General features: G+C 41.7%; 12 protein-coding genes. All 12 read right to left on the minus strand.

Annotated elements, in window-relative coordinates:
- The gene (gene pseI, locus OE749_RS12210; RefSeq protein ID WP_263712752.1) at positions 1–1053 is read right to left on the minus strand and encodes a pseudaminic acid synthase; all 1053 of its coding nucleotides are present in this window, start codon (positions 1051–1053) and stop codon (positions 1–3) included.
- Positions 1046–2038: a hypothetical protein gene (locus tag OE749_RS12215; protein ID WP_263712753.1), complete on the minus strand. Its 993-nt coding sequence runs from the start codon at positions 2036–2038 to the stop codon at positions 1046–1048. Before OE749_RS12215 ends, pseI begins: the two co-directional genes overlap by 8 nt.
- Positions 2031–2747, minus strand: a complete 717-nt coding sequence (pseF, locus tag OE749_RS12220) for a pseudaminic acid cytidylyltransferase (RefSeq protein ID WP_263712754.1) — start codon at positions 2745–2747, stop codon at positions 2031–2033. The genes OE749_RS12215 and pseF overlap by 8 nt, the downstream gene beginning before the upstream one ends.
- On the minus strand, positions 2744–3907 hold the full coding sequence (pseC, locus tag OE749_RS12225; protein ID WP_263712755.1) for a UDP-4-amino-4,6-dideoxy-N-acetyl-beta-L-altrosamine transaminase: 1164 nt from the start codon (positions 3905–3907) through the stop codon (positions 2744–2746). The genes pseF and pseC overlap by 4 nt, the downstream gene beginning before the upstream one ends.
- The gene (gene pseB, locus OE749_RS12230) at positions 3904–4902 is read right to left on the minus strand and encodes a UDP-N-acetylglucosamine 4,6-dehydratase (inverting) (RefSeq protein WP_263712756.1); all 999 of its coding nucleotides are present in this window, start codon (positions 4900–4902) and stop codon (positions 3904–3906) included. The genes pseC and pseB overlap by 4 nt, the downstream gene beginning before the upstream one ends.
- A complete protein-coding gene (locus OE749_RS12235) occupies positions 4902–8486 on the minus strand; it encodes a 6-hydroxymethylpterin diphosphokinase MptE-like protein (protein WP_263712757.1) in 3585 nt (1194 codons plus the stop codon). Before OE749_RS12235 ends, pseB begins: the two co-directional genes overlap by 1 nt.
- Before the next feature lie 3 nt (positions 8487–8489).
- On the minus strand, positions 8490–8801 hold the full coding sequence (locus OE749_RS12240; protein WP_263712758.1) for a hypothetical protein: 312 nt from the start codon (positions 8799–8801) through the stop codon (positions 8490–8492).
- The gene (gene fliS / locus OE749_RS12245; RefSeq protein WP_263712759.1) at positions 8798–9226 is read right to left on the minus strand and encodes a flagellar export chaperone FliS; all 429 of its coding nucleotides are present in this window, start codon (positions 9224–9226) and stop codon (positions 8798–8800) included. The genes OE749_RS12240 and fliS overlap by 4 nt, the downstream gene beginning before the upstream one ends.
- A gap of 12 nt (positions 9227–9238) precedes the next feature.
- Positions 9239–10699 carry a flagellar filament capping protein FliD gene (gene fliD, locus OE749_RS12250; RefSeq protein ID WP_263712760.1) on the minus strand — a complete coding sequence of 487 codons (1461 nt, stop codon included), beginning with the start codon at positions 10697–10699 and terminating at the stop codon, positions 9239–9241.
- 20 nt (positions 10700–10719) lie between these two features.
- The gene (locus OE749_RS12255; protein ID WP_263712761.1) at positions 10720–11145 is read right to left on the minus strand and encodes a flagellar protein FlaG; all 426 of its coding nucleotides are present in this window, start codon (positions 11143–11145) and stop codon (positions 10720–10722) included.
- Positions 11146–11236: 91 nt separating this feature from the next.
- Complete coding sequence (locus OE749_RS12260; protein WP_263712762.1) at positions 11237–12061, minus strand: flagellin N-terminal helical domain-containing protein; 825 nt, start codon at positions 12059–12061, stop codon at positions 11237–11239.
- 702 nt (positions 12062–12763) lie between these two features.
- On the minus strand, positions 12764–13594 hold the full coding sequence (locus OE749_RS12265) for a flagellin N-terminal helical domain-containing protein (protein ID WP_263712763.1): 831 nt from the start codon (positions 13592–13594) through the stop codon (positions 12764–12766).
- Positions 13595–14067: the final 473 nt, after the last annotated feature.

Genomic DNA, 14067 nt, shown 5'->3' on the forward strand with positions numbered 1-14067 from the left:
TTACTCGAAGTCTTCCCAACTTAAGGCCTTACCTGCCGGCAAATCACATTTAGCCCGCTTGCCCAGAACGGTATCCCAATGCTTTGGTGCTAAACCAAATGCCGGACGAACAATACGAATATTGTCTTTACTCAACATTTCGCCTTGGCGAACTGTCTGGCTGACAAATATAGAGCGCCGATATTGTTTGGCCTTTTCTTCGTCCACTGAGCCACCAAATTTAACTTCGCCCAACGCGTGCCAAGCGGTATTGGTTTCTTTTACCAACGCGCGCAGTTCTTCGGGTTCAAGAGAGAATGCGGCATCAACGCCTCCAGCCTGACGATCTAAAACAAAATGTTTTTCAATCACCGATGCTCCAAGCGCTACTGACGCTACCGAAGCACCAATACCTTGCGTATGATCAGACAACCCAACTTCACAACCAAACGCGTTTCGCAATGTGGGAATCGTGTTTAGGTTCGTATTGCTGGCTTTGGCAGGGTAAGTACTCGTGCATTTTAGTAAAATAATACTGTCATTCCCACACGCTTTGGCTGCATTCACTGCTTCCTCAATGTCAGTAAGTGACGCCATTCCTGTAGACATAATCAATGGCTTACCCGTTTTCGCGGCGGCCCTAATAAGTGGAATATCAGTCAATTCAAATGACGCTATCTTGAAGCAAGGAACCTGTAACTCATCTAAAAAAGCCACGGCGTCTTCATCAAACGGTGAGCTAAATGCCAATAATCCATGAGATTTTGCACGTTCAAACAGAGGCTCATGCCACTCATAGGGCGTAGCAGCTTTTTGGTACAACGCATGCAAAGACTCACCATACCAAAGACTGTCGGCTTCATTGATGGTGAAAATTTCATTTTTCACATTAAGCGTCATAGAATCAGCAGTATAAGTTTGCAATTTAATTGCATGAGCACCGCATGCTGCTGCTTCATCTACCATTTTTATTGCAAGGTCAAAATCTTGATTATGATTACCGCTCAGCTCCGCGATAATGAAAGGTGGTTGTTCCCCACCAATTTTTCGATCGCCAATGAAAATATCAGTCATCGTGAACCGGCTCATCGAAAATCGACAGAACACTCTCAACCAATGATTCTGACGTAACTAATTCATCAGACTCTTCTGTAGCATAATCTGGCATGAGTGTACGCGGGTCAATCGCTCCCGTAATAGAGAGGACTGGACACCCAACACTCGCGGCAAGCCAATGGGCTGAACCAGGCACGCACACAAGCAAACTTGATGCGCTCAATTTGGCCAGCACAGCTGTCGCATCTTCAATTTGATTCGGCACTTCCCAAACTGAAAACCCTGCTTCTTTCAATGCAATTTTCAGCTGCATACCATAAGGGTAATGCACACCCTCTTGCAGCGAATCGGTAGCAAGTGCAATCACGGGTTTCTCATTGCCGCTTTTAACACTTTCATCAGGCTTCACCTCAACCGACATATCAAATTGAATATCTTCAAAATCACAGCATTTGCGAAGATAAAATTCTGGATAACCATTTTCTGGCAAGTACTCGCCATGCCACCACTCGGTGTACCATCGCGTCATGCCGAACCATGTGCTCTGCATATACATCGTAGGATCGGTGACGTACTCAGGCTTTAACGTTTGCGCTTGAAATTGCTCTATCAACTCTTGCACAGACAGTGTGATAAAGTTGCCCTCAACACGTTGACCTGCATCTTTTAGAAATTTGGCTAAAAAGCACGGCATAAATGAGGTATCAAGATTAATAATCTTGGTAAACCCCTCACCAATAATTTGCTCTGCCAATCCCAGAAACGATTCCATCGCCTGTAGCAAATGTGGAGGCCATTGGTGCGTTTCTAACTTGTGTACTTGAATGTTAGGCTCTGCTAACGCAACCATGTCGGCCGCATGACCAAAGGTCAGAAAGTGTACGTCTGATTCTTCATGGGATTGTTTAATATGACGAATGGCAGGAACCCCAATACTCAACACATCAGCAAAATCCTGCATGCGGATGATTAAAATTTTGTCACTTTGACGCATGTCAGTCATGTTTAACTCCTCTGACATAAGCCTGATACATTAATTCTGCGCGATACCAATCTTCAGGCGTGTCGATATCCTGTACTAAATGGCGAGGCAAAACGATTGGAATACTGTGATCACTAAATATCGTTTTACTTGAAAGATAATCTTCGGTTCGCCCCCAATAAAACTGGCCAGCATCATGGTAAGCCTCTTCCAAATCCTGCGAGCGTTTGCCGATAGATGCAGGAAACATGGCCTCAGTCCCTTGCTTATCAGTCATTTTTAACGCGCGCTGTATAGGAAAAGGATAGCTGGTTACAGAAAAAGCAAAGGATTTATCTTGCTTTGTTGTCAACGCGTCCAACCCCTGCTTTAAGAAATCGGGTTGCAAAAACGGCGCAGTAGCATAAATGCAACAAGCAAAATCGGGTGTAAAGAACCGCGACTGGCAAAACTCGATAGCGTGAACAGTAACAGGTCGCGTGCCGGTGTAATCATCCGACAAATTTTCGGGCCTCAAGAAAGGAACATCTGCACCGTAATGCAATGCAACCTCCTTTACTGCCTCGCTGTCTGTTGAAACAATGATTTTTTCAAACAGACCAGATTGTTTAGCGGCTTCAATGGAATAAGCAATTAATGGCTTACCTGCAAACTCTTTGATGTTTTTAGCAGGAATACGTTTACTGCCACCTCTCGCGGGGATAATGGCGAGATTTTTAAGCTGACTCAAGATAATGCCTCTTCGAGCATAGTAACTACGTAGGTAATGTCATCGGCAGTCATGTCAGGAAATAAAGGAATAGTTATCGCATTTTCATAATATTTCTCAGAATGTGGGTAACTGCCGGCTCTGAAGCCCAAACGTTGATAAAAAGGTTGTAGGTGGATCGGAATATAATGAACATTCCCCCCCACACCTTTATCAACTAAGTGTTGAAATACAGAGCGACGCTTACCATTCTCTACTTCAACGACAAATATATGCCACGCACTTTCATCCAATGCTTCTCTAACAGGCAAAATCAACGGCAGGTGCGCTAATTGAGCGAAATACTCGGCCGCGATCTGGCGACGTTTTTCCACAAACTTATCCAGCTTTGTTAGCTGTGACAATCCAAGTGCGGCATGCACGTCACTCAAACGATAATTTAAGCCAAGCAGATGCTGTTCATATAACCACGGTTCAGGGTCTGTAGACAGCATTTTGCTTCTGTCTTTTGTAATGCCGTGACTCGAAAATAGTCGTAGCTGTTCATAACGCGTTTTATCATTGGTCAGAACCGCGCCGCCCTCGGCCGTTGTTATTGACTTAACAGGATGAAAACTCGTGACAACAAAATCACTAAATATCCCACACCCAATAGGCTTACCATCATAGGTTCCACCCAATGCATGGGCTGCATCCTCAATCACGGTAATACCGTATGGTTGAGTTAAGGCTCGAATTTCCCGCATTGGGCTGCTCATGCCAGAGAAATGAACCACCACAAGGGCATCAGGTAACGCATCATTTTCTGATGCGAGTTGTAACTTACGTGATAATGCCTCAATGGAAATATTTCTGGTACTAGGATCGATATCTACAAAGTCGACGTCGGCACCACAGTAAAGTGCACAGTTGGCGCTAGCAACAAATGAATTAGGCACCGTCCAAACCAAGCTACCAGACTTAATACCCGCAGCCAAACATGCAATATGCAAACCCGATGTTCCGCTGTTGACTGCAACGGCAAAGCCAGCACCTGTGTACTCACAAAGCGCACGTTCAAATTTAGGCGTAACAGAACCTTGAGTTAAGAACTGGTTTTCCAGTACATCAATAACAGATGAAATATCATCTGACTCGACAGAGTGCTTACCATAAGGTAAGTGTCTCTTTACATAGCTCATAAGGTTTCTTTATCTAGTGCTCGCAGTTCATCGACGGTAAGAAAGTGAGGATTGGTACCAGAATGATACTCAAACTTATCTGCCACCTCTTTCCCACGCTCCCCTAGCTTATTCTTTTTATAATCGACATTTTTGTCGAAAAACTTAATCGCTGGCGTAATTACGTAGTGGTCGTCAAATTCTACTGAATGATGAGCCATCTCCTCTGGCACCATGACTTCATGTAATTTTTCACCCGGACGAATACCGATAATGTCATAGTGTTTTTGACCACTCATGGCTTCAACCAAGTCAAGTATTCGAATAGACGGGATCTTCGGAACAAAAATTTCGCCACCTTGCATTCGCTGGAAGCTATTCATTACGAACTCTACGCCTTGGTCTAGCGTTATCCAGAATCGCGTCATTTCTTCATGTGTAACAGGCAAGGTTGTTTTACCTTGGGCCAACAGTGAACGATAGAATGGTACAACGGATCCCCTTGAACCGACCACGTTACCATAACGAACAACAGCAAATCGCGGGCCTTTTGCCCCAGATATATTATTGGCGGCAACAAACAACTTGTCTGAGGCTAGCTTGGTAGCACCATATAAATTAACCGGATTGGCCGCTTTGTCTGTAGACAACGCAATTACGCGGCTAACTTTCGCTTCAATTGCAGCATCAATAACATTTTGCGCACCGTGAATGTTAGTTTTGATACATTCATTTGGATTGTACTCAGCAGCCGGCACTTGTTTAAGTGCTGCGGCGTGGACAACATAATCCACATCTCTCATGGCGGCTTTTAAGCGATCTTTATCTCGCACATCACCCAGAAAATAACGCATGCAAGGATCATTATAAGTTTGCTGCATCTCGAATTGTTTAAGCTCATCACGCGAATAAACAATGAGTCGTTTAGGCTTAGCATGTTGAAGAATATGCGTGATATAGCGCTTCCCAAAAGAGCCAGTGCCACCGGTAATTAAAATTGCTTTATTATTAAACATTACTCTATTTTCCTATCAGCTTCCGCTTTCCAAGACTCAACTCTTTTTTCACAATCTGAAAAATTTCGTTCTATCGAAGCAACGACAAGCTCTTCAGGTATATAATTAAGTATCAGCTCATCCGGTTGCGGAGCTCTGGTGTTTTGTCTAGCACGATTTTCCAGAGAATCTAACAAGGTTGCGTCATCTCTTGGTAAAGCATAGTAACTAGAAAACTCCAACCAGGTAGTATTAAATTGGTTAGATAAAGACTCATTTTCTATCGTATTTCTCTTACTAGTCGCACCTTCAAAAACTTCGACTTTAGGATAAAAGAGTTTGTATTTATCGGCAGACAAAACATACATCAGCATGCAATATGCACGCATTTTATCCCCATTCAATATTTCAATATCAGGATTCAATTCAAATAACCAATCCTTTCCTTGAAAGCCTTGCATTACAGACAAGCGAGGATCTAAATCTATCATTTTCAAGCAACGTGCTAATGAGTATTCACTCTCTCCACAAACAATCCCTTTTACAAAATCTACCTTACTCTTTACATTCAATATTTCATTAGTCACATTAGCGGAGTCATTAATATCAACTATTAGCAGATCACACTCCGTACCTACTTGCAAAGAATTAATTGCGGTTACTTCTAATTTAAAGTCGTAATAATTAGACAATCGCTTAAAATTAGCAATCATCTTAGCTTCTTCAGAAAGCACAATTACATGCTTTTTCTTCAAAAGAGCGTGTAACTTCTTTTCAATTCGATGACTGGATAGAGAAGAGCAAAAATCAGTATCTAAATTAAAATTTAAAACAGCTTCTTTTATATCTTTGAAAGTCGTCAACCAACGCAAACGTTGCTGATTAATGTGTTCCAGCTTTTCCTTGTCACTCAATGCCGTTCTCAGTAACTTAGTAAATGCCACATTGACAAAGTTAATCGTACCGTAAAGATAATAGAAAAGAAGTGAAGCACCATTTTGGTAAGATGCAAACATCATAGACTTCACTCGTTCGATATACTCTTCAACTTCAGACAAATTAGAAATTTCAGATTCAGTCAGAGTAATCATTGCTGAAATTTCTTTATCTAAGGTGGCAGCAGAATACTTAGCATTGAACTCCTCATCAAAACGGGTGAAGTCGATGAGTTGATAACAGTCATCCAATATTCTTTCGACAGTCTTTTTCTTCAATTCAGGCGATGATGTAATCAGAAAGTCGTCTATTCGTAACGGGATTGCACCCGCAATATACGCCCCCTCTCCCGCGTTGTAACAACTCCCAGAATAAGATTCTAATGTTTGCTCAATTATGTGCTTTGCAACTCTGAACTCATGCTTCGTAAATACGTAAGGAACGAAGTTTCCTTTAATTGCAATCGACGTATTAGTAGATGCTTTAAAATCATATAGCGGTTTTCCGTCATCACTGTAATATCCGCTCTGTTTCGAGTGATGATTGTCAGGATGCTCAAATCCAAGATCAACACCAATTAAATATATATCAACAAAACCGAGCGTTTTAAAAAGATTTAAACTGAAATTCGTTACAGTAGGGAATGCAAATTTCAATACGGAAAAACGCTCTTCTCCAGCGACACTAAGGATAGACGTTGTAGATGACTCTCCCTCTTTAAATGCAATAAGCTTTTCTTTAAACAGAGCTGCTGTATCAGGGTGAACACCATTACATGTAATAAGATCTATTTTTTGCAGATAATCATGACTACCGATTCTAGAACACCAATCAAAAGTCGCCCGATTTTGTTCAATCTCAGCATGAAAATCCGGTGTAATGCCATTTTTATGTAAGACCTGAAGTGACGTGCCGCAACTGACAATTATCGCTTTATCCACCAAAGATTTAAGAGTCAATATTTTAGAGTCTAAAGATGGACCGTTTCCTACTAAAATAACAGGCACTTCCTTATTTTCAATGGAAAGGCAAGCGCTAGGGTTACGAATTAAATGACGAAATTGTCGTTTAATCCCTATCCGGGTTTGTGAAATCCCATACCTGGCATGATCAAAGTACTCCCCCATCGCAATCACAACCTGAAGTTGTTCTCTTAATTGCGCCATTGTCTCGTTAAGCAAAGCATTGTAATAGCCGCTGATAAAATACGTTTCGGCGAGTATATACGGACCAATTGAATAGAACTGATTCAATAAATCTCGAAATAAGCTCGTACCATCATCACCGATATTGATATAAATTCTATGCTCGCTCTTATCAATATTTTCTAAAATAGAATACCACTCAATAGAAAATAGTGATGCATAGAAAAAATCTCTATTAGGTTCACAGATAAAAACATTTTTAATATTATGAGATTGCAGGATACTCTCTAACCCATATCCAGAGCCTATTCCAAAGAAAATTAACGATTTAATGTCTTCGGGTAAATCCGCTTTTTCTTCTTTAAGCTTGGATATGACTTTTTGCGTCTTTTTTACAAATCTATAATGTAAGTAGTCTTTAAGCTTATTCCCATGATAATCGATTACAAGACCATCAATGTTTGGATTTTTTTTGAACTCGTTTAATTCTAATTCACATTCTGTTTTAGGGTTATCACCATACAAAAATGTGAGTTTATTATAATTTAGAAGATTCACACATCCATTTTTATCTTCAAGTGGAAGCCAGTATTTTGGTTCATAATTTGCAAATTCGTCAGCAATATTAGGAAAGTATTTTTCAAAGGCACGTATGTTTTTATCGTACGTAGACCGACTCGACTCCACATCATTAAAACTTGCAAGTTCAATATTATTAGACCATACCTCACAAAAGTCAGCTGAAATTTCGGTCGTTGAAAAAGAAATTCCACCACGCTCGATTTGCCCCCAAGCTCTTCTACTTAGGTCTTTATATACAGAATCAAAAACGGGATGGTTATAATGTTTATAGATAAAGAATGAATCAAAATTAATGTTATCTTTAAGCTCTTTTACATTGTCTATAATGTCTCGACTATCTTTCCCAATTTGAAAAAAAACTGAACAGCCTTGCTGTCTCACTTTTTTAAAAATCGTATCCCAATTAGCAATCATTGAAGAACATAAAAAATATTGCTCTTCAGGCTCATAGATCACTAAATTTCGTACTCGAATCTTATCTAGTAAGAACTCAATGTGGTGACCTACTCCTAATCCCATCACGATCAGTAACTCTATTTCATCACTTTTAACTTTATCAAAATGAGTTACGATATCTTTAAGAGAATCGGGGACATCTACGCAGTCACTTGAGCGCGTTTTTTCAGCAGTGTCATTTATATCCACTTTTAAGCACATATTGAAAAAAGCATCCACCTGACTACTAATTTCAAGCTTCGGTTTTAGGCCATACAATGCCCGCCCTGTACTAAAATCAACAATGTTAGCTTCCCCCCATTTATTAACAAATGGCGCGATATTTTGTGTTTTTCTATTTTGGATGGTGCTGACTAAAGAGGGAATATTTCTTAAAAAAGAGTTAATATTTACTTTTTGCTTTTCACTTATAAATTTTGCAAACTCTTCTTCTAACCTAACTTGTTCGGCATCTTCTGCGAGGTGATATCGAATATTCTTAAGCATATTTTATCTATATTTTTTTACTGCTTTTTGACCGCGCTTGAGAGAGGCTATACTTGACAATGACTCAGATAATAAGGACTTAACATGTTCAGTTAATACTTTGTTCGCTTGCATTTCAGATTTAGCAAATTCTCGCTTCTCCGCCTCCGGCAAGGAAGCCAGAATTGATTCAATCAAATGATGTCTTTTCTCAATAATACTTAGTACTGAAGCCTCATCGACTTCTTCTAGTTCTAAAGCTTCATAGATCTCCTGATTTACGATGCGAAGGGAATCAGGAGTTGAGTCATGATCTAAATGTAGATTTATTTTCACACGGCTTGTCGTTTTTGACGCTGCGCTTCATATGCCTGTTGTTTTGCATCTTCAGGGATTTGCGCCCACGCATTTTTAATAGGTAGTAAAAGAGTAATCACTTCATCCATAATCTTCAAGTTATTCTGAATGTTAGCGTCAGTAATGCGCTGAATCATGTAATCGTACAACGCAAACAAATTGTCAGTAACTTCACTCTCCACTGAAAAGTCAAGCGTGTCGCGAAGGTTAATTAGAATGGCAGAGACACGAGATAAATGCTCAGATTTTCCCTCGAAATCTTTACGTTCCATACAACCTTTCGCGTATGCCATGCGATCAAGAGCACCTTGCATTAACATAAGTGTTATCTTATGCGGATCAGCGTTAGCGATATCTTGCTTCAAGCTACCTTTTTTATATGCATTAATGCCTTTCAAAGCCACTGTACAGTCTCCTTATAACCCACCTAGCGCAGCCATCAGGGCATTACCAGTTTGATTCAGTCTCGCGACTGTTTGGTCGAGGTTTAAGTATTTGCCACGTAAAATTTGTTCGTAGCTTAACATACGCAATTCAAATTGCTCACGTTCAGTAGACAATTGATCTTTCTCATCTTTTACTGAACGTTCACGCGACGACAATAACCCGCTAAAGGTAGTGTACTCTTTTACATAGTCGTAAAGATTTCTAGCAACACCATCGTCTGTATTCGAGAAAAGATTAGCAATTTCGTCAAAGTTGTTATCTAGTGCGTCTTTTAGGCGATCTTCACCGCTTTTTAAACCAAATTCCGACGTCGTACCAATCTCCAAGTCGCCATCATCATTAAATTGGATACCTATCTGAAATAATCCCCCTAACGCAGAGGACTCCACGCTTGAGCTGACAATATTCGCAAGCCCAGTCTGGATACTTCTTACCATAAAGTCACCAGCCAAAGCCCCGTCTTCCTCAAGCTCAGATTCACCGTACTTTGTCAGTGTTTTAATTTCCTTATTCAGCGCATTGAAGTTTTCGACGAAGTCTCGAATTTTCTTTTCAACGCCCTCTTTGTCATAACCAATAGACAACGTTGATGCTTGAAAATTATTCGTCGCATCTTTGGGAGACAATTCCGTCGCTTCGAAAGAAACGTTTTGGATGGTATTGTTAAACTTATTTGTCTGGCTTTCGACGAGAATCCCATCGATGGTAGCCTGTGCATTTTGCGCACTTTTAATGGGAGTCAGATATGTAGCCGTCTCGGTTGAATCTGTCGTGGCAACCTTTTGCAGTTCTGCAATGTCATTATCATTGACAATTTGTAAGTCATTACCTGCCCCAGTCACTGACGATGAAAACACGAGCTTTGCACCACCGGTAGCCGTACCTGTGTCGATAATGTTCGCATTAACACCAAAATTACCGCTGGCCTTGTTGATTTCATTACGTAAATCAGTAAGGGACATACCTGCTGTAACATTGACAGAGAAGCTGTCACCCGTAGAGCCTATTTTGAATGTTAGGCTACCCGAGCCTGCGCTCAATACACTAGAGTTGGAGTTTGCATATCCACCTGATGCGGCGTCAGCTGTCTCAATACGGCTACCACTTGCTAATTGCGTAACCGCAACCTTATAGTCACCTTCTAAGGCACTATTAGAGGCTTCCGCAGTGAAAGGTGTGACAGATTCGCTTGGGTTCGTAACTTTAGGTTCTCGGCCTTTCAGGTTGAAGTCACTTCGCAAGTCATCAACCGACTTTAAAAAGTCACTCATCTTAGACTTTAGTTTGCCAATACCCGATATAGTCGCATCAAGTGATTTCTCTTTGTTATCGAGCCTATCTTGCTTGGGCTTACGCTCAGCTTCAATTAACTGATTAACTAAATCATCTAACGCTAACCCAGAACCAACACCTAATGACTGGATTGTCATGACGAACCTCTCACATTACATTAAACTTGCTTGTTGAATAGCACTCCTACGGCTGTCCCTACATCTGTTTGCAGTTCTTTAATCCGTTTCGACAGCGCCAGTACCTCTTCTGAAGGTATTTGCCTGATCACTTCACCTGATTCAGAATCCGTGACCTTGACAACCTGTCGCTTGCTGGCCTCATCTACAGAAAATTGCAGGCTACGGTTGTTTGATTGAACAAACTCACTGATCTCTGCAACGGCTTTTTCTATCGAGCCAGCATTAACTTCAACATTCTCTTTAGTATCGGCAAAATCTGCCTCAACTTTACTCTTTTTCTCAGATTCAGCTTGCGCTACTTTCTGCTCTTTTTCTGACTCAGCAGCAATATCGGAGCGCGGCTCCTGCTGAGACGTAGACCTTAAAGCAAAATTCTGACCAGCTTGTGAAATATTTACTTCCACCTTTCACCTCCACTCAGAAGAATGAGGGGACACTTACCTAAGTATAGTATCCCTCTCACTTTAAACCCAGCGGCGATCTGTTCGGATATTGTTAGCCTAGCAACGACAGTGCCGACTGTGGGCGCTGGTTTGCCTGACTTAACACCGACAATGATGCCTGCTGAATGATCTGGTTACGCGTCAATTCTGCAGTTTCTGCCGCAAAATCGGTATCACGAATACGTGCACGTGCACCAGAAATGTTTTCAGAAATACTACTTAAGTTACGAATAGTAGACTGGAAACGGTTTTGAAGTGCACCCAAATCGGCTCGAACAGAACCAATAGTAGAAATTGCCGCATCGACTGCAGTCAATGTTGCCGAGGCTTGTGCTGTAGTGGCAACAGAGTTCGAACCAAGGCTCAACCCTGATGTACCAAAGCCACCGCTTCTAGAAAGGTTGACTGAAATCGTCTGTCCACCATTCGCACCCACTAGGAAGGCCGCAGAATAACTACCCGTTAGCAGATCAACACCCGCGAATTGGGTGGTAGAACTGATACGCGAGATTTCTAACTTCAGTGCGGATACTTCTTTCTGAAGTGCTGCACGGTCAGACGACGAGTTGATACCGTTTTGTGACTGTACCGCCAATTGACGAATACGTTGAAGTGACGTGGTTACCTCTGCCAACGCCCCTTCAGCCGTTTGCGTCAAAGAAATCGCATCGTTTGCATTACGTACAGCTTGGTTCAAGCCCTGAATCTGACTGGTTAGACGATCAGAAACCTGAAGACCTGCCGCATCATCCGCGGCACGGTTGATACGAAAGCCCGACGACAATCTCTCAAATGACGTGTTCAGTCTTTGCCCTACATCAAACAATTGACGTTGAGCATTGATAGATGACACATTCGTGTTCACATACAAAGTCATAATATACCTCCTGAGAACTGGCCTGGGCTTCTCACACCACCGAACAGTTCGCCTCAATTCAGCTTTCGAGCCCCCGCTCTACTCGCTGCCTCAATTTTTTGAAGTCAGGTACCTCAACCTCACTTCAAAAACCTCAAAAAAGTTTAAAACTCCCCTCAGCTATCGTTATCGACATGACTTGAAGCATCTTTAGTTTTTTTTTCATTTTTTTTAGAAAAAAGATTAAAATATTTATATCCAATTGATTTTTAACACTTTTATTTTTCAATTTTTATATGAGTGAATCTGCTAAATGCAGCAACGCAAAGGAAGGATATATGTCTACGGACAGCGATTTTCGTAGTATTTAGCGTAAATTTAAGATGAAAAGGGTGATGTACCAAAAGTATGGCACACAAACTGCTTAGGTATTGGCAGATATAATCAGGTATGATAAAAAAGACAATAAATTGACGACTTGATTGTAAAAATAAAAAAGGCCGGGCCAAATGACCCGACCAACTTGCTCACGTTAGGAGATAGAGCAAATTCAGTTTCCGTCCGGCTGGCAGGGTTAGAGAATGAACACTGGCCTCTCAACCATACTTCTACACTCTCAGTCCTGTTAGTCGGCGTTTTCCCTCCTTGGATTTGCCAGTGTCATACCTTTGACACCTTAGGGTTGGCCTCTCAATTCCTACCCTCTCGAAATCATTATGTTAATTAGCCACCTAGCAAACTTAGCGCTGCTTGGGGACGTTGGTTTGCCTGCGACAATACCGTTGTACTGGCTTGCTGAATGATCTGCCAGCGGGTTAATTCTGCCGTTTCGGTGGCAAAATCTGTATCACGAATTCGCGATCTTGCCGCAGACACATTCTGCGAAATATTACTCAAGTTCCGAATCGTTGACTGAAAGCGATTCTGAATAGCACCCAAGTCAGCCCGTTTAGCATCTATTATGGATATTGCCGCGTCTACTAATGACATTGCCGCAGATGCTTGGGGCGCAGTTGCTACCGACGTATTTTGTCCGTTGAACAACCCCGATGCGCCAAAGCCACCAGGCCGAGAAATGTTGACACTAATAAATTGCCCGGCATTAGCGCCCACCAAAAATACCGCGGAATATGTTCCATTGAGCACATTCACGCCAGCAAACTGCGTAGTGGTCGCGATACGGCTAATTTCTAACTTCAATGCCGACACTTCTTTTTGCAGCGCTAATCGGTCAGTCGACGAGTTAATCCCGTTTTGAGACTGCACCGCCAGCACCCGAATTCTCTGTAATGCGGTGGTTATTTCTTGTAACGCACCTTCAGCAGTTTGAGACAAAGAGATCCCGTCATTGGCATTTCTAACGGCCTGATCCAAGCCCATAATTTGGGAGGTCATTCTGTCTGAAATTTGCAGCCCTGCCGCATCGTCTTTCGCACTATTAATTCTAAATCCTGAAGACAGTCGCTCGAATGCAGTATTCAGTTGATTACTCGAGGTAAATAACTGCCGTCTCGCATTTAGCGAAGACACATTCGTGTTTACATATAAGCTCATTGTTCTCTCCTAACATGCACAACAGCCTATGTTTTTATTGTTATCAGGCATAAGTGCTTAATAAATTTCAGCATTTAAATTTTGTTGGCACACTATGTGCTAAACTTTTAGTGTTAGTCAGTTTTCTGACTGGCACTTTTGCTGGGCTTAAGCCTGCAAATTTACGTTAGAGTGAGCGTAAGCTCGGGTCGACTGTCGGGATTGATGGCCTAATACCTCAATACCTCTCACTACCTCCTGGCGTCTTTTCCGCCAGTCGACTGTTCCTCTCAGGAACAAAAAAGCGCTTTTCTCTTAACCTGATTTGCGCCTTACCTGGCATTGTCTCTATCTTCGGTCGGTTGCAGCCTGCCCCCACATTTTGCAATTCGACCGATCCTTCTTTTCCTATTTTTTGCAGATCAAGAGAGAAATGTTTCTTTGATGAAAGGCAAAAAAGCACTTTTCTCTTAACCCGATTTGTCGCTCACAGC

Origin of the sequence: Fluctibacter corallii (assembly GCF_025751585.1) — a bacterium.
GTDB lineage: Bacteria > Pseudomonadota > Gammaproteobacteria > Enterobacterales > Alteromonadaceae > Fluctibacter_A > Fluctibacter_A corallii.

What these genes read in the sequence shown, in the direction of transcription:
- pseI (WP_263712752.1), bottom strand. Translation starts at nt 1,053, where the DNA reads ATGACTGATATTTTCATTGGCGATCGAAAAATTGGTGGGGAACAACCA.
- OE749_RS12215 (WP_263712753.1), bottom strand. Translation starts at nt 2,038, where the DNA reads ATGACTGACATGCGTCAAAGTGACAAAATTTTAATCATCCGCATGCAG.
- pseC (WP_263712755.1), bottom strand. Translation starts at nt 3,907, where the DNA reads ATGAGCTATGTAAAGAGACACTTACCTTATGGTAAGCACTCTGTCGAG.
- pseB (WP_263712756.1), bottom strand. Translation starts at nt 4,902, where the DNA reads ATGTTTAATAATAAAGCAATTTTAATTACCGGTGGCACTGGCTCTTTT.
- OE749_RS12235 (WP_263712757.1), bottom strand. Translation starts at nt 8,486, where the DNA reads ATGCTTAAGAATATTCGATATCACCTCGCAGAAGATGCCGAACAAGTT.
- fliD (WP_263712760.1), bottom strand. Translation starts at nt 10,699, where the DNA reads ATGACAATCCAGTCATTAGGTGTTGGTTCTGGGTTAGCGTTAGATGAT.
- OE749_RS12260 (WP_263712762.1), bottom strand. Translation starts at nt 12,061, where the DNA reads ATGACTTTGTATGTGAACACGAATGTGTCATCTATCAATGCTCAACGT.
- OE749_RS12265 (WP_263712763.1), bottom strand. Translation starts at nt 13,594, where the DNA reads ATGAGCTTATATGTAAACACGAATGTGTCTTCGCTAAATGCGAGACGG.